The following is a 15,342-nucleotide window of genomic DNA, read 5'->3' as shown; positions in this document are numbered from 1 at the left end:
CCTGTCCCTAAGGCTTTCCGGCCGTAGGCGGCGCGGCGGCGGGCTTGGGCTTGGCGATGGTCACCTTCTGGCCGGGCTTGACCTTCTGCAGGCCGTCGACGACCACCCGCTCGCCTGACTTGAGACCGGAGGCGACGACGAAGTGATCGCCGGTCATGGCCCCGAGCGTCACCGGGCGGGCCGCGACCGTCCCGTCGGCCCCGACGACCATGACGCTGGCGTTCTCGCCGGACATCTGCACCGCCTGCTGCGGCACGGTCAGGGAGTTGGGGATGGGCGCGCCGGCCAGGCGGGCGCGCACGAACTGGCCCGGCAGGAGGACCCGCTCGGGGTTCGGAAACTCCGCGCGCAGCAGAAGCCCGCCCGTCGAGGGATCGACCGCCTGGTCGAGGAAGTTCAGATGCCCGACCGGGCCATAGATGCTGCCGTCCTCGAGGACGAGCTGGACCTCGACCCTGTCCAATCGGGGGAGGCTGACCTTGGCGCTGGCGGCGCGGCGGCGCAGTTCCAGGATTTCGGCGTTGGGCAGCGAGAAACGGACATAGATCGGGCTGAGCTGCTCGACCCGGGTCAGCAGGGTCGCCTGGGAGGCGGAGACCAACGCGCCCTCGGTCACTTCGGCCCGGCCGACACGGCCGCCGATCGGCGCGGTGACGGTGGTGTAGCTCAGATCGAGCTTGGCTCTCTCAAGCGCCGCCTCGGCCGAGGCGACGTCGGCCTCGCCCTGGCGTACGGCGGCCTGGGCGGCGTCGAATTCCTGGGCGCTGATCGCCTTGCGTTCGACCAGCGGCGTATAGCGAGCCAGGTCCTTGCGGGCGTTGCCGAGCGTGGCCTGGGCGCGCTGCAGGGCTGCGCGGGCGCTGGCCTCGCTGGCGCGTTTCTCGCGCGGGTCGATGGCGAAGAGGGGCGCGCCTTCGCGCACGTCGGTGCCTTCTTCGTAGAGTCGCCGCTCGACGATCCCGTCGACGCGGGCACGGACTTCGGCGGTGCGGACGGCCTCGACGCGGCCGGGAAGCTCGACGATCTCGTCGACGGTTCGCGGCACGAGGGTGAGGGCGTCGACCTCCATCGGCGGCGGGGGCCCGGCCTGCTGTCCGCCACGGCCGCAGCCGGCCACGGCCAAGGCGAGACCCGCGAGGAGGCCAGCCCATGCGGCGCGGCGTGGATGACTACCGACCATGGTCGCGCGCCCCCATTCGTCCTGTTCAGCTTGCTCTGAACGCGGAGACGCCGGATCGGGTTTCGCAGACCGGTGTTCTGGCTATCAGCCGCCAGTGCTTGCCGGGACGGTTCGCCAGTCGGCGCCGGTCGCTGCGAACAGGCGCACAGCGTCAGCCAAACGCTGCCCGTCGGCGCGGGCCAGGGAGGCGCGGTTCTCGTTGACCCGTCGCTGGGCGTCGAGCACGTCGAGGAAGGCCCCGCCGCCGCGTTCGTAGGCGACCTTGGTCAGGCGCAGGTTCTCGTCGGCTTGCGCCAGGGTGCGCTGGTGCGCGGCGCGGGAGTCCTCGTCGGCCGAGAGCGCGGTGAGCGCATCGGCCACCTGGGCGAAGGCGGTCAGCACCGTCTGCTGATAGCGGGCCGAGGCGGCGCCGGCGGCCTCGCGGGCCTGCTGGCGTCGGGCTTTCAGCGCGCCGCCGTTGAACAGCGGAGCGGTGAGGCCCGCGCCGATGTCCCATCCCGTCGCGCCGTAGCCGAACAGGTTGGCGCCCTTCAGCGAGCCCTGGGTGATCGAGGAGGTCAACTGGAGCTTGGGGTAGAGGTCGGCGGTGGCCACGCCGATGTCGGCGGTGGCCGCATGCAGGTCGGCCTCGGCCGCCAGGATGTCCGGCCGGCGGCGGACCAACTCGGACGGCAGGGCGACGGGGACTGGCGCGGCGAGCGAGAGATGGGTCAGCTGGAAGTCGGGCGCGGTCCAGTCGGCGGGCGCCTGGCCGACGAGTACGGCGAGGGCGTGGCGGGCGGCGGCGAGCTGGGCGCGCAACGGCGGCAGCAAGGTGCGGTCCTGCTCGAGCTGGCTCTGGGCGGCGACGCGCGCGGTGCTGGTCGAACCGCCGAGTTCGTTGGCCTTGCGGACGAGTTCGACATTGGCCTGGTCGGCGGCGATCATCTGCTCGGTGGCGTCGATCTGGGCCTGGAGGGTGGCGATGGTCACCGCCTGCAGCGCGACGTTGCTGGTGAGGGTGAGATAGGCGGCCTCGGCGCGGCGGGCCTGAGCCTCGGCGCGGGCGGCCGCGCCCTCGACGCGGCGACGTTCGCCGCCGAACAGGTCGAGGTCGTAACCAACGCCGCCGCCGACCGAGTAGAGGGTGAAGGTCGGGTTCTCCAACTGCACGTCGCCAAAGCCGGTGAAGCCGAAGGCCTGGAGGTTGGCGCGCTCGCGATGGAGCCCGGCGTTGAGGTCGGCCTGGGGACCGGCCTCGCCGCGCGCCTGGGCCAGAGCCGAGCGGGCCTGGCGCAGGGTGGCGTCGGCCTCGACCAGGGTCGGACTGCCGGCCAGGGCCTGGCGGATCACAGCATTGAGCTCGGGCGAGCCGAGCGCGTTCCACCAGGGACCGCTGGCGGCGGTGGCCGGATCGAGCCGGGCCGCCTGGGGCGCGGCGTCGCCGGCCATCGCGTAGCCGTTCGCGATCGGCGCATCGGGCGACTGGAAGTCGGGGCCGACGGTCGCGCAGGCGGTCAGCAGGATGGAGAGGCTCGCGCCAAGCAGCGCGCGCCGGCGGGAACTAGTCGACAGCGACATGATGGTCCGTCTCGGTCTTGGTCTTGGGGGAGCGCATCAGCAGGATCAGCGGCGCGCAGAGGATGGTGATGCCCAGCATCAGCCGGAAGTCGTCGATGTAGGACAGCATCGAGGCCTGACGGGTGATCATGGCGTTGAGGCCGGCGATGGCGCTTTGGGTGTGGAAGGCCAGCGGGGCGTAGGCCTGATAGAGCGGATTGTCGGGGCGGGCGTGCTCGACCAGGGTCGCGTGGTGGACCTCGATGCCGCTGACGAAGCGGGCCTGCATGATCGAGATGCCGGCCGCCGAGCCGATGTTGCGGATCAGGGTGAAGAGGCCCGCGCCCTCGGCCCGGTGCTCGGGCAGCACGGTGGCGAAGGCGATGGTCGACAGCGGCACGAAGATCAGGCCGGTGCCGACGCCGGACAGGAAGCCCGACACGATGATCAGATGGGTGTCCATGCCCAGGCTGAAGTGGGTCATCTGCCAGAGCGAGATCGCGCTGATCGAGAGGCCGGCCAGCAGGATCAGCTTGATGTTCACCCGGCCGATGAGCTGGCCGACCGCGAACATGGCGATGAACGATCCGATGCCGCGCGGCATGCTGACCAGGCCGGTGAAGGCGACCGGGTAGCCGAGCAGGGTCTGCATCATCGGCGGCAGCAGGGCCAAGGTCGAATAGAGCAGGATGCCGATGAAGAAGCCGAACACGCAGCAGGTGACGAAGTTGGCGTCGGCGATCAGCGCGCGGGCGACGAACGGCTTGGGCGCGGTGGCCATCTGAACCACGAACATCCAGACGGCGATCACCGCCACCACCAGATAGGTCCAGATCTCGGCCGAGCCGAACCAGTCCTGGCCCGGGCCGCGGTCGAGCATCATCTGGAAGGCCCCGATGGCCAGGGCCAAGGTGGCGAAGCCGATAGCGTCGAACGGACGCTTCTCGGCGCTCTTCTTCTCGGAGAGGAACAGGAAGACGCCGGCGAAGGCGAGGATGCCGATCGGCAGGTTGATGAAGAACACCCAGCGCCAGTCGAGGTTGTCGGTCAGCCAGCCGCCGAGCGCCGGGCCGAGGATCGGGCCGAGCACCGCGCCGGCCCCCCAGACGGCCATGGCCTGGCCATGCTTCTCGGGCGGGTTGATGTCGAGCAGGACGGCTTGCGACAGCGGGATCAGGGCCGCGCCGAACAGACCCTGGAGCAGGCGGAAGAGCACGATCTCGACCAGGTTGCCGGCGATGCCGCACAGCATCGAGGCGACCGTGAAGCCGGCGATCGAGACCAGGAACACAGTCTTGCGGCCGAGGCGATCGGACAGGAAGCCGGTCAGCGGCGTCATGATCGTGGCCGCCACGATGTAGGAGGTCAGGACCCAGGTGATCTGGTCGGCCGAGGCCGAGACGCTGCCCTGGATGTGCGGCAGGGCGACATTGGCGATCGTCGTGTCCAGCGAGTTCATCACCGTCGCCAGCATGACGGAGATGGTGATCGCCGCCACGTTGGCGCCATCGCCCTTGTTGGCGGCGGAGTTGGTCATTTCCCGAGCGCCGAGCGGACGTCGACCTTGGCGGTGGCGCTGAGCCCGCCGCTGAGGTTCGGGGCGGCCTCGTCGAGCGCGAGGCGCACGGGCAGCCGCTGGACGACCTTGACCCAGTTGCCGGTGGCGTTCTCGGCCGGCAGCAGCGCGAAGCTGGAGCCGGTGCCGGGGCTGAAGCTGACCACATGGGCCTTCAGTTCATGGTCGTAGGCGTCGACCTTGACGGTGGCCGGCTGTCCGACCCGCATATGGGCGAGCTGGTCTTCCTTGAAGTTGGCTTCGATCCAGGGCGTGCCCGAGATCAGCCAGAACAGGGTCTGGGCGGTGGCGACGCGGTTGCCGGCCTGCAGTTGCTCGACCTTGGCGACGACCCCGTCGGCCGGCGCGATGACCGTGGTGTAGGAGAGGTTCAGGCGGGCGCGTTCCAGTTCCGCCTTGGCCTGCAGGACCTTGGGGTGCTGGTCCGGCGAGGCGCCGGCGCGGCCGCCGATGTCGGCCAGGGCCGAGGCCATCTGTTGGCGCACGACCGCGACCTGGCGGCGGGCCTGCTCGGCCTCGTGCGCGGCCTGGTCGGCCTGGGCCTGGGTAGAGACGCCGGCGGCGGCCAGACCCTTCTGGCGGACGGCTTCGCGCTCGGTGTAGCTGACCCGCTCCTGGGCGGCGGCCAGATCGGCGCCGCGCTGGGCGTAGACGCCCTGGGTGCTCTCGACGTTGAACCGGGCGGCGGCCAGCGCAGCCTCGGCCTGGGCGACGGCGACCTGATAGTCGGCCGGGTCGAGCTTGAAGAGCACGTCGCCCTTGCGGACGGTCTGGTTCTCCTTGACGTCGACCTCGATCACCCGCCCGTCGATGCTGGGGCTGATCGCCGTGCGGGCCGTTTGGACATAGGCGTTGTCGGTGGTCTCGAACCGCCCGCCCGTCAGCACGAAATACCCGACCGCGGCCAGCACCACGACCGGTCCGCCGATCATCAGCGGCAGCCGCAGTTTCTGGCCAAGGGTGCGTTCCGGCGGCCGCTGGCTGGCCGCTTCCTGTTCGGCCTCGGCGATCGCCTGATAGCCTTCCGCGTCGCTCACGCGCTGCTCCAACGTCTGTGCGCGGCCGGTTGATCGCCGTCCGCGCAGGGCTCTGACTTGTCATGAGAGGAGGGCGGGGAGGCCCAACCTGGAGCGCGGCAGATATGCCTCCACATGCCATGAGCCAAATGATAGTTTATCACCAAGGATATGAATGATGCGCATTTCAATACGCTCGACCTGAACCTGTTGCGGGTGTTCCAGGCGCTGCTCGAGGAACAGAGCGCCACCCGGGCCGGCGAGCGACTGGGCCTGACCCAGTCGGCGGTCAGCCATGCGCTCGGCCGGCTACGTGCGTCGCTGGGCGACGAACTGTTCGAGCGCGGCGCGGCTGGCCTGCAGGCGACGCCGCGCGCGCTGGAGATGGCGCCAGCGATCGGCGTCGCCTTGAAGATGCTGGAGGACGCGGTCTCGCCGAGCCGGTTCGATCCGGCGACGACCGACCGATTGTTCCATGTCGCCGCCAGCCCCTATGCCAGCTCGGTGATCATGCCGGCGGTGGTGCGCCGGGTCCTGGCCGAGGCGTCCGGGGCCAAGCTGCACCTGGTGTCGCCGACCTCGAACCTGGTCGACGACCTCGACCGCGGGCGGCTGGACGTGGTGATCGGCGCCTTCGACCATGTCGACGACCGGTTCGAGCATTTTCCGCTGTTCGACGAGACCGGGGTCTGGGTGATCCGGACCGGCCACCCGGCGTTGTCGCCGGGGATCTCCGACGAGGTGCTCGCCAAGCTGCCGCGGCTGCTGATCTCGGGAGCCGAGCCGCGCGAGCCGGCCCGGGGGCGCGGCCTGGGCCTGCAGCGGCTGTCCAACTGGCACGACTCCTATGCGCTGGGCGGGGTCGCCTTGCGCGAGGTCGACAGCCCGATCAGCGTGCCCGACGCCTACTCCGCGCTGGTCATGGTGGGGGAGACCGACGTCGCGGCGCTGATGCCGCGGCGGCTGGCGATGCTGGCCGAGCAGGCTGGCCGCGTGGTGGTGATCGAGTCCGACGGCGCCTCGCCGCCATTCACCCTGGGGGCGGTGGTGCGGCGCGGCGAGCGCGGCGCCGTCGCCTGGCTGCTGGACCTGATCGTCGAGGTCGGGCGGAAGATCTAGGCGCCGCGACGATTAGATCGTCCGGTCCGGTGCTGAGACCTTGATCTGCTGCGTCTTATGGACGAGCAGGTACGCCGGCGGCGGCGGGGCTCAGAGTCGGGCAGGCCGCTGGGGGGCGTCGTCATTTTCAAATTGTCAGCCATGGCCTGCGCCGCGGGGCTTGCGGCCTGCGCCGCGCCGGCCGCCGCCTCGGACGTGGACTTCCATTGGGACGGCCGCCAGTTCGTGACCGCCGACGGCGGCTTCAGCCTGCGGCCGAAGGGGCGGCTGCTGCTGGACGCCTCGACCACCGGCGGGTCGGCGTTCGCTGAGCGCAATCTGAAGGGCGACGAAGTCCGCGCCCTGCGGTTCGGCGTCGAGGGCATGGTCGGGGACCACCTGTTCTACACCGCCGAGGGGGACTTCGCCGGCGACAAGGCGATCCTGCGGGGGACCTATCTGGCCTGGCGCGACCGCTGGGCGGGCAAGGATGTCGAACTGGTCCTGGGCAACCGGCTCAGCGAACGTGGGCTGGACGGGTCGAGCAGCTCGGACGGCACGCCGTTCCTGGAGCGCAACGCCGTGGCCCAGGCGGTGATCCCGCTGAAGGGCTATTACGGCTGGGGCGGCATCGCCAAGGTCTATGGCGGCGACTGGCACGTGACGACCCAGGTGGCGGGGGACGATCCGGGCAACCTGGGCGTGGCCAGGGACGTGACGACCTATCTGGTTCGGGCCCACTGGAATCCGATGAAGTCGGCGGCGGGCGTCGTGCACCTGGGCGCCTGGGGCTTCTACGAGGATTTTCCGGCCGATCTGGCCAGCCACTCGCGCAACATCGCCTGGGCCGGGCACCTCAACAAGGAAGTCCAGGTGCCGCTCGGAACCCTGGGTGCCCCCGTCTATGGCACCGGCTATGGGGTGGAGCTCGGCGGCGCGCGCGGGCCGGTCTGGGGCTTCTTCGAGGCCGGGCGACGCGTGATCGACACCCGCGCCGACAATGTGACAGCCGACGCCACCGCCTGGACCGCCGGCTGGATGATCACCGGCGAGAACTCGGCCTATTCGAGCCGCGGCGGAACCTTCGTGAAGATCGGGCCGCGCTCGCCGGTGTCGAAGGGCGGGCCGGGCGCCTGGGAGGTGGCGGTGCGCTACCAGACCCTGGACAACACCGACGCGCCGCTGGGCGGCAAGGGCCAGGAGGCCGAGGTGGGCGTGAACTGGCGGCTGGAGGACTGGCTGCGGCTGATGGTCAACCTCAACCACTGGGAGGTCACGCACCGGGCCGGCAAGTACGCGGGCGTCGATGACGGCGACAGCCTGGCCGGTCGGCTGCAGATCGCGTTCTGAGGCAAGTCAGGGGGCCGTCGCCGGCCCCCTGCTCGTCGTGTCTAGTAGCGCGAGGGGATGACCACCTTCATCGCCTCGTAGCCCTTCACGAAGGACGAGAGGACGCGCTTGGGTTCTTCGACCACCTCGATCGACGGGAAGCGCTGAAGGACTTCTTCCCAGAGGATCTTCAGCTGCAGTTCGGCCAGGCGGTTGCCCACGCAACGGTGGATGCCGAAGCCGAACGACATGTGGTTGCGCGGGCGTTCGCGGTCGATGATGTAGTCGTTCGGCCGATCAATGACCTCATCGTCGCGGTTGCCCGAGACGTACCACATGATGACCTTCTCGCCCTTTTTCATCTGCTTGCCCTGGAACTCGAAGTCCTGGGTCAGGGTGCGCCGCATGTGGGCCAGCGGCGTCTGCCAGCGGATGGTCTCCGACACCATCGACGGGATCAGCGCCGGGTTGTCATAGAGCTTCTTCTTCTGGTCAGGGTTCTGGTGCATGGCCAGGACCGAGCCGGTCATCGTGTTGCGGGTGGTGTCGTTGCCCCCGACGATCAGCAGGATCAGGTTCCCGAGATACTCCATGCGATCCATGTTCTTGGTCGCCTCGCCGTGGGCGAGCATGGAGATCAGGTCGCCCCGCGGCGGTTCGTTGACGCGTTCGTTCCAGAGGCGCGTGAAGTAGTCCACGCACTCGAACAGCTCCATCTTGCGTTCCTGGTCGGCGACCTCGGGATCGGTGGAGCTGAACAGGCCCGATTCCGGCCCGGCGGTGGCGATGTCCGACCAGCGGGTCAGCTTGCGGCGATCTTCCCAGGGGAAGTCGAACAGGGTCGCCAGCATCTGGGTAGTCAGCTCGATCGAGACCTTGTCGACCCAGTCGAACTCCTCGCCGATCGGCAGGCTGTCGAGCGTGCGCTGGATGCGCTCGCGGATCAGCGGCTCGAGTTCATGCAGGCTGGTGGGCGAGACGATCGGGCTGACGGTCTTGCGCTGGATGTCGTGCTTGGGCGGGTCCATCGCGATGAACATCGGGAGGGTGAAGTCCTCCTTCTGGTCGAAGATCGTGATCGACGGCTCGGACGAGAACACCTCGTGATTGGTGTCGATCGCCATGATGTCGTTGTACTTGGTCACCGACCAGTAGGGGCCGTCCTCGTGCAGGCCTTCCTTGTGGTAGTGGACCGGGTCCTCCTTCCGGAGGCGTTCGAAGTAGGGCCACATGGTCTCGGAGCGGAACAGCTCCGGATCGGCCACATTGAACTCGTCAAGCGGCAGGGCGTAGGCCTTGGCGCGAGCTTCAGACTTAAGATCGACGGCGCCGTCGCTCATCACATTTCCTCCGAGTCCGGCCTTGAGTGACCGCTGTTCACCTGACAATGGCGCCGGAATGGCTTCAGGGGAAGTTGCTGGCGTGCAACAGAAAATCTGAACTGACAAAACGACCGGTCGTGCGTAAATCCGCAATCTGCGAACACCTGTTTGAAACCGGAGCGACCATGTCGGCCGACGTCCTCTTCAAGCCCTTTGAATTCAAGGGTCTGCGCCTTCCCAACCGCATCGTCATGGCGCCCATGACGCGTTCATTCTCGCCGGACGGCGTCGCGACGGACGACGTGGCCCAGTACTACAAGCGCCGCGCCGCGGCCCAGGTGGGGCTGATCGTTTCGGAAGGAACCGGCGTCGATCGCCCGGCCTCGCTCAACGACAAGAACGTTCCGCGATTCCACGGCGAGAAGGAGCTGGCCGCCTGGAAGCACGTGATCGACGAGGTCCACTCGGTCGGCGGGGTGATGGCGCCGCAGCTCTGGCACGTCGGCAACGTTCGGACCCGCGATCCGGAGTGGAACCCGCCGGGCCCCTATGACAGCCCGTCCGGCCTGTCGCGTCCGGGCAAGGAGTTCGGCGCGCCGATGACCGAGGAAGAGGTCGCCGACGCGGTGCGCGCCTTCGCCGAAGCCGCCGCCGCGGCCAAGGCCCTGGGCTTCGACTCGATCGAACTGCACGGCGCGCACGGCTACCTGATCGACCAGTTCTTCTGGGATGGCACCAACCTGCGCGAAGACGCCTACGGTTCGAAGGACCTGCCGGGCCGCGCGCGGTTCGCGGCCGACATCCTGAAGGCGGTGCGCAAGGCGGTCGGACCGGACTATCCGGTGATCATCCGCATCAGCCAGTGGAAGCAGCAGGACTACGAGGTGAAGCTGGCCCAGGACCCGAAGGCGCTGGAAGCCTGGCTTGGCGCGCTGGTCGACGCCGGGGCCGACATCCTGCACTGCTCGCAGCGCCGGTTCTGGGAGCCGGAGTTCGAAGGTTCGGACCTGAACTTCGCCGGTTGGGCCAAGAAGCTGACCGGCGTGCCGACCATCACCGTGGGCTCGGTCGGCCTGTCGGGCGAGTTCATCGCCGCCTTTGCGGGCGAGGGCTCCAAGCCGGCCTCGCTGGAGGAGCTGGAGCGCCGCCTGGACCGCGGGGAGTTCGACCTGGTCGGCGTCGGCCGCGCCCTGCTGCAGGATCCGGAGTGGGTCGTGAAGATCCGCGAAGGCCGCACTGGCGAACTGAAGAACTTCGAGCGCGACGCGCTGGCGAAGCTTTACTAGGGCCTCTAGTTGCTCCCCCACTGGGGGAGCTGTCCGCCGAATGGCGGGCTGAGGGGGACTGCAGCCTCAGCAGGCCCCCTCCGTCTCGGCGCCAGGCTCCAATCCACCTCCCCCAAGAGGGGAGGAATTGGCCTGCCTAGCCGTTGAAGTTCAGCTTCAGACCCGGGCGCGGCCAGGTGGTCTTGTAGAGCTTGCCGGTCGAGGAGGCGGTGATCCACGCCGTCTTCATGTCCGGGCCGCCGAAGCAGATGTTGGTCGTGATGAAGTCGGGCACCGGATAGTGCTCGACCGTGCCGTTCGGATCGAAGGCGGTGATGCCGCCGTTGAGGATGGTGGCGACGCAGACCTTGCCCGAGGCCTCGACGGCCAGGCTGTCGAGGAACTGGACGCCCGGCAGGTTGCAGACCGAGCGGCCGGGCGCGAAGCCGGCCGGTGGGGCCAGCACGCCGGGCTCGACCACGTCGAAGGCCCAGAGGCGGCCGAGCTGGGTGTCGGCGAGGTAGACGGTCTTTTCGTCCGGCGAGAGGCCGACGCCGTTCGGTGCGATCAGGTGGTCGCGTTGGCGGCTGACGTGACTGCCGTCGATCTTCCCATAGTAGAGCGCGCCGAAGCGGCGGCCGTCGGGGGTGCTGGCGCCGTGATCGGAGAACCAGAAGCCGCCCTGCTTGTCGAACACCAGGTCGTTGGGGCCGACGAAGGGGCGTCCCTCGCAGCTGTCGTAGAGCGTCTTGAGCTCGCCGGTGGCGAGATCGTAGCGCTGGATGTAGCCGCCCTTGTGGGTGTCGGGCGTCGGGCCCGGAATGGTCAGGCCGTCCTGGGTCGGCCAGGTGAACGAGGCGCCGTTGTTGGTGATGTAGATGGCGCCGTCCGGGCCGATGGCCGCGCCGTTCGGGCCGCCGCCGGTTTCGACCACGATCTCCTTGCGTCCGTCAGGATGGACGCGGGTCAGGCGCTGGCCCTTGATCTCGGTGAGGATCACCGAGCCGTCGTTCATGGCGATCGGGCCCTCGGGAAACTCGAAGCCCTCGGCGACAAGCTGCATATCCATGGTCGTCCCTCCTGGCTGGCCACTCGGAACGGTGGCGTTGAGGGCTCGACTATGACCGATCAGCGGCGTTCCAACACCCGAATTTTAAACGCGTGTTCGTCGCCTTCCCCGGCCGGGTGCGAGACGCTGCTGACCTCGGTCCAGCGGGCCTCGTCGATCGGCGAGAGGGTGACGTCGCCAGGGACCTCGGCGTCGACGTCGGTCAGGTAGATGCGCTGGGCGCGGGTCAGGGCCAGCTCGAACAGCGAGGCGCCGCCGATCACGCAGAACTCGCCGACGCCGTCCTCGGCCGCCTGTTCGCGGGCGATGGAGACCGCCTCGCTGAAGTTGTCGCAGACCACCGCGCCCTTGGCCTCGAAGGATCCGTCGCGGGTCAGCACGATGTTGGTGCGGCCGGGCAGCGGCTTCTTGGGCAGGCTCTCCCAGGTCTTGCGGCCCATGATCACCGGCTTGCCCATGGTCACCGCCCGGAAATTGGCGAGATCGGTCTTGAGCCGCCAGGGCAGGGCGCCGTCCTTGCCGATGACGCCGTTGCGGTCGCGGGCGATGGGCCCGGCGGTGAGGATCGGGGTGCTCATGCCCCGGTCATAGCAGAGTCCGTGGATGGGCGACCCAGGCGATTGTCGGCCAGGCCGATCACTGCGCGCAGGCCGGGATGGGCGTCCTCGAGCTCCAGGGCGCCGCCGTGCAGCTTGGCGCAGGCCGCGGCGATGGCCAGCCCCAGCCCGCCGCCGGGTTTGGAGCGGGCCTCGTCGAGCCGCACGAACCGCTCGCGCACGCGGCCGCGATGCTCCGGCGCGATGCCGGGGCCGCTATCGCTGACCACGATGCGGATCAGGCCAGGCGCCTCCTCGAGCGTCAGGCGGACGACCGCGCCATCGCCGGCGTGGTGGGCGGCGTTGTGCAGCAGGTTGCCGACGGCCTGGCGCAGGATCAGTTCGTGGCCCTGGACGACGAGCGGGCCGCGCGGCTCGGGGGCGACGAAGGTCTGGCCGGCGTCCTCGATCACCGGGGCGAACAGTTCGCCGACCTCGGCGACCAGCGCGGCGAGGTCCAACGGGGCCATCATGTCGCGCGACAGGCCCGCCTCGGCGCGGGCGATGTCCATCAGCGCCGACAAGGTCGAGAGCGCGCGGTCGGCCTCGCCGTGCGCCTGCTCAATGGCGTCGAGCCGGTCCTCCTCGCCAATCTGCGGTTCGAGGGCGCGTGCGAGGTCGGCGCGCATGCGGGTGAGGGGCGAGCGCAGGTCGTGGGCGAGGCTGTCGGTGACCGTGCGCATGCCGGTCATCAGCTCCTCGATGCGGTCGAGCATGGCGTTCATGGATTCCCCCAGCCGGTCGAAGACGTCGCCCTTGGGGTGGGTTTCGGTGCGGGCCGACAGGTCGCCGTCGGCGATGCGGCCGGCGGTGGCGGCCAGGGTCTCCATGCGCCGCAGCAGCAGGCTGTTGAACCAGATCGCCGCCAGCAGCACCGCGCCGACCGCGGCGAGCAGCGCGATCGCAGCGCTGGCGAGGAGGGCGCGGCGGAAGGCGATGCGCTCGCCGATGTCCTCGTAGACGACCAGCGCGCCGCCCATCGACAGCGGTTGGACCAGAACCCGCCAGGGCGAGCCTCGGCCCTCCTCGACGATGTTGAGCTTGGCCGCGCCCGAGGCTGGCAGCTGTTGGGCGGTCTCAAGTCGCGCGCCGCCGAGCAGGCGGCCGTCCACGTCGTAGAGCGCATAGCGGAACGCGCCGCCCGGATCCGTCTTCTCGCGCAGGTCGAGGGCGCGGGCGAGCGGCGCCAAGCCTTCCTCATGGGCGAAGGCGACGAAGTAGTCGCGCGCGGCCTCGGCCACTTCGCGCTGGCGCTTGCCGATGATCGCCTCGCCGACGCGGTCGATGGTCAGCAGGCCCACGGCCAGGGCAGAGAGCGCCACGGCCAGCAGGACGAAGAACACCGCGCCGGGGCGCAGGCGTGAACCGAGCGGCCTCACGGCTCCTGCGACAGGCGGTAGCCTGTTCCGCGCAGAGTGTGCAGCAGCGGTTGGGCGAACCCTTCGTCGATCTTCTTGCGCAGCCGGCTGATATGGGTGTCGACGACGCTGGTGTGAGGGTCGAAGCGGTAGTCCCAGACCTGTTCGAGCAGCATGGTGCGGGTGACGACGCGGTCCTTGTGCCGCATCAGGTACTCCAGCAGCTTGAACTCGCGCGGCAGCAGGTCGAGCGTGCGCCCCTCGCGGCTGACCCGGCGCGACAACAGGTCGATGGATAGGTCGCCGCAGACGAGCTTGGTCTCGACCTCAGGCCCCGACCGCCGGCGCATCAGGTTCTCCAGCCGCGCCGAGAGCTCGGAATAGCCGAAGGGCTTGGTCAGGTAGTCGTCGCCGCCGGCCCGCAGGCCCTTCACACGTTCGTCGAGGTGGCTGAGCGCCGACAGGATGATGATCGGGGTGGAGATGGAGGCCGCGCGCAGCGCCTTGATGACGCTGAGACCGTCCATGCCCGGGACCATTCGGTCCATGATGACCGCGTCGAAGCCTTCGCCGCTGGCGGCGTAGAAGCCGTCGCGGCCGTCGGCTACGTGTTCGGCCGTGTAGCCTTCCTCGCGCAGGCCCTTGAGGATGTAGTCGGCCGTTTCGGCGTCGTCCTCGACCAGCAGGATACGGCGGCTCATGGGCGGCGCTCCGTCTTGCTCTGCGGCGAGGATGGCGCGGTTTTCGAAAGGCTCCAAGACGGTCGGGCGGCCGCGGGAGACCGGCCGCCCGACCAACGCACAAGGGGAGGTGGGGATCACCCCTTGGCGACGCACGCCTTGATGAAGGCGGCCTTGTCGCCGGTGTGCGTCTTTTGGCTGTTCCAGGCCTTTTCGCACTCGGCCTTCTTGGCGGCCGGGGTCGGCTTGGCGGCGGCCATGGTGGTCTTGGCCGGGGCGGCGGGCGCCGGGGTCGCGGCGAAAGCCGCCGAGCCGGCGATCAGGCTGAGGGCGATGGCCGCTGGGGCGATGAGGTTGCGCATGAAGCTCTCCTAGAGATGTCGGCCGGATCGTTCCGGACAAGGAGAGCAAACCGCGGCGGGCCCTCAGGCCGCGGTCCGCGAACTCGCAAATCTGTAAGTTTGGCCAGCCGGTTAGACTGCGATCGGGGCTTCGATCTTGTCGTGGGCCTTGTAGCCGCGGAGCTTGAAGTCCTCGAACTCGAAGGCGAACAGGTCACGCTTGTCGGCGATCTCCATCACCGGCAGCGGCAGCGGCTGGCGGGCGAGTTGCTCGCGGGCCTGGTCGAGGTGGTTCAGATAGAGGTGCGCGTCGCCCAGGGTGTGCACGAACTCGCCCGGTTCGAGACCCGTCACCTTGGCGACCATCATGGTCAGCAGGGCGTAGGAGGCGATGTTGAACGGCACGCCCAGAAACACGTCGGCCGAGCGCTGATAGAGCTGGCAGCTCAGCTTTCCATCGGCGACGAAGAACTGGAACAGGCAGTGGCAGGGCGGCAGCGCCATGTCGTCGACGTCGGCCGGGTTCCAGGCCGAGACGATGTGGCGGCGCGAGTTGGGCGTGGTCTTCAGCCCCTCGACGACATTGGCGATCTGGTCGATCACCCGGCCATCAGGCGCGGTCCACGAGCGCCACTGCTTGCCGTAGACGGGGCCCAGCTCGCCGCCTTCGTCCGCCCATTCATCCCAGATGCTGACGCCGCGTTCTTGCAGCCACTTCACGTTGGTGTCGCCGCGCAGGAACCACAGCAGTTCGAGAATGATCGACTTGCGATGCAGCTTCTTGGTGGTGAGAAGCGGGAAGCCCTTGGCAAGATCGAACCGCATCTGGCGGCCGAAGACGCCCAGCGTGCCGGTGCCCGTGCGGTCGCCGCGCTGGGCGCCGTTGTCCAGGATGTCCTGGAGCAGGTCGAGGTACTGCCGCTCGGGGTGGTCGGCGGCGGCGTCGGCGATGGCGACGTGAGCGTTCATCAGG

14 protein-coding genes are annotated in these 15,342 nt (G+C 69.1%); 3 read left to right on the top strand and 11 right to left on the bottom strand.

The window, feature by feature from the left end; genetic code table 11:
• Positions 1-7: 7 nt before the first annotated feature.
• From ACSQ2H_RS15710 to ACSQ2H_RS15695, 4 genes are all read right to left on the bottom strand, one after another.
• The gene (locus ACSQ2H_RS15710) at positions 8-1,117 is read right to left on the bottom strand and encodes an efflux RND transporter periplasmic adaptor subunit (RefSeq protein ID WP_436063578.1); all 1,110 of its coding nucleotides are present in this window, start codon (positions 1,115-1,117) and stop codon (positions 8-10) included.
• A gap of 147 nt (positions 1,118-1,264) precedes the next feature.
• Entirely contained in the window at positions 1,265-2,740 is a 1,476-nt protein-coding gene (locus tag ACSQ2H_RS15705; protein WP_436062321.1) for an efflux transporter outer membrane subunit, read from the bottom strand.
• Entirely contained in the window at positions 2,724-4,256 is a 1,533-nt protein-coding gene (locus tag ACSQ2H_RS15700; protein ID WP_436062320.1) for a DHA2 family efflux MFS transporter permease subunit, read from the bottom strand. The genes ACSQ2H_RS15705 and ACSQ2H_RS15700 overlap by 17 nt, the downstream gene beginning before the upstream one ends.
• Positions 4,253-5,332, bottom strand: coding sequence for an HlyD family secretion protein (locus ACSQ2H_RS15695; protein WP_436062319.1), 1,080 nt, complete (start codon positions 5,330-5,332; stop codon positions 4,253-4,255). Before ACSQ2H_RS15695 ends, ACSQ2H_RS15700 begins: the two co-directional genes overlap by 4 nt.
• 150 nt (positions 5,333-5,482) lie before the next feature.
• Between ACSQ2H_RS15695 and ACSQ2H_RS15690 the strand changes: the two genes are divergently transcribed.
• Together ACSQ2H_RS15690 and ACSQ2H_RS15685 are read left to right on the top strand one after the other, a co-directional pair.
• Positions 5,483-6,430 (top strand): LysR family transcriptional regulator, encoded by a 948-nt coding sequence (locus ACSQ2H_RS15690; RefSeq protein WP_436062318.1) that lies wholly within the window; start codon positions 5,483-5,485, stop codon positions 6,428-6,430.
• Between the two features lie 141 nt (positions 6,431-6,571).
• Entirely contained in the window at positions 6,572-7,759 is a 1,188-nt protein-coding gene (locus tag ACSQ2H_RS15685; RefSeq protein ID WP_436062317.1) for an OprO/OprP family phosphate-selective porin, read from the top strand.
• 41 nt (positions 7,760-7,800) lie between these two features.
• Here ACSQ2H_RS15685 and ACSQ2H_RS15680 read toward each other — a convergent pair whose 3' ends face one another.
• A complete protein-coding gene (locus tag ACSQ2H_RS15680) occupies positions 7,801-9,078 on the bottom strand; it encodes a cytochrome P450 (protein ID WP_436062316.1) in 1,278 nt (425 codons plus the stop codon).
• A 167-nt stretch (positions 9,079-9,245) separates the two neighbouring features.
• Between ACSQ2H_RS15680 and ACSQ2H_RS15675 the strand changes: the two genes are divergently transcribed.
• Complete coding sequence (locus tag ACSQ2H_RS15675; RefSeq protein ID WP_436062315.1) at positions 9,246-10,346, top strand: NADH:flavin oxidoreductase; 1,101 nt, start codon at positions 9,246-9,248, stop codon at positions 10,344-10,346.
• A 136-nt stretch (positions 10,347-10,482) separates the two neighbouring features.
• On the opposite strand, the gene ACSQ2H_RS15670 is transcribed toward ACSQ2H_RS15675, so the two are convergent.
• The 6 genes from ACSQ2H_RS15670 to ACSQ2H_RS15645 all read right to left on the bottom strand — a co-directional run bounded on the left by ACSQ2H_RS15670 (position 10,483) and on the right by ACSQ2H_RS15645 (position 15,338).
• Entirely contained in the window at positions 10,483-11,394 is a 912-nt protein-coding gene (locus ACSQ2H_RS15670) for an SMP-30/gluconolactonase/LRE family protein (protein ID WP_436062314.1), read from the bottom strand.
• Positions 11,395-11,453: 59 nt separating this feature from the next.
• The gene (locus ACSQ2H_RS15665; RefSeq protein ID WP_436062313.1) at positions 11,454-11,972 is read right to left on the bottom strand and encodes a dihydrofolate reductase; all 519 of its coding nucleotides are present in this window, start codon (positions 11,970-11,972) and stop codon (positions 11,454-11,456) included.
• Positions 11,969-13,369, bottom strand: a complete 1,401-nt coding sequence (locus ACSQ2H_RS15660) for an ATP-binding protein (RefSeq protein WP_436062312.1) — start codon at positions 13,367-13,369, stop codon at positions 11,969-11,971. Before ACSQ2H_RS15660 ends, ACSQ2H_RS15665 begins: the two co-directional genes overlap by 4 nt.
• Positions 13,366-14,049 (bottom strand): response regulator transcription factor, encoded by a 684-nt coding sequence (locus ACSQ2H_RS15655; protein WP_436062311.1) that lies wholly within the window; start codon positions 14,047-14,049, stop codon positions 13,366-13,368. The genes ACSQ2H_RS15660 and ACSQ2H_RS15655 overlap by 4 nt, the downstream gene beginning before the upstream one ends.
• Before the next feature lie 116 nt (positions 14,050-14,165).
• Positions 14,166-14,390 carry a hypothetical protein gene (locus ACSQ2H_RS15650; protein ID WP_436062310.1) on the bottom strand — a complete coding sequence of 75 codons (225 nt, stop codon included), beginning with the start codon at positions 14,388-14,390 and terminating at the stop codon, positions 14,166-14,168.
• Between the two features lie 111 nt (positions 14,391-14,501).
• Positions 14,502-15,338: a thymidylate synthase gene (locus ACSQ2H_RS15645; protein WP_436062309.1), complete on the bottom strand. Its 837-nt coding sequence runs from the start codon at positions 15,336-15,338 to the stop codon at positions 14,502-14,504.
• Between the last annotated feature and the right edge of the window lie 4 nt (positions 15,339-15,342).

The sequence above is a fragment of the Phenylobacterium sp. LjRoot97 genome (assembly GCF_964254345.1).
GTDB lineage: Bacteria > Pseudomonadota > Alphaproteobacteria > Caulobacterales > Caulobacteraceae > Phenylobacterium.
Note: the sequence above shows the minus strand (reverse complement) of the source record. Positions and strands in the feature narration are given on the sequence as shown.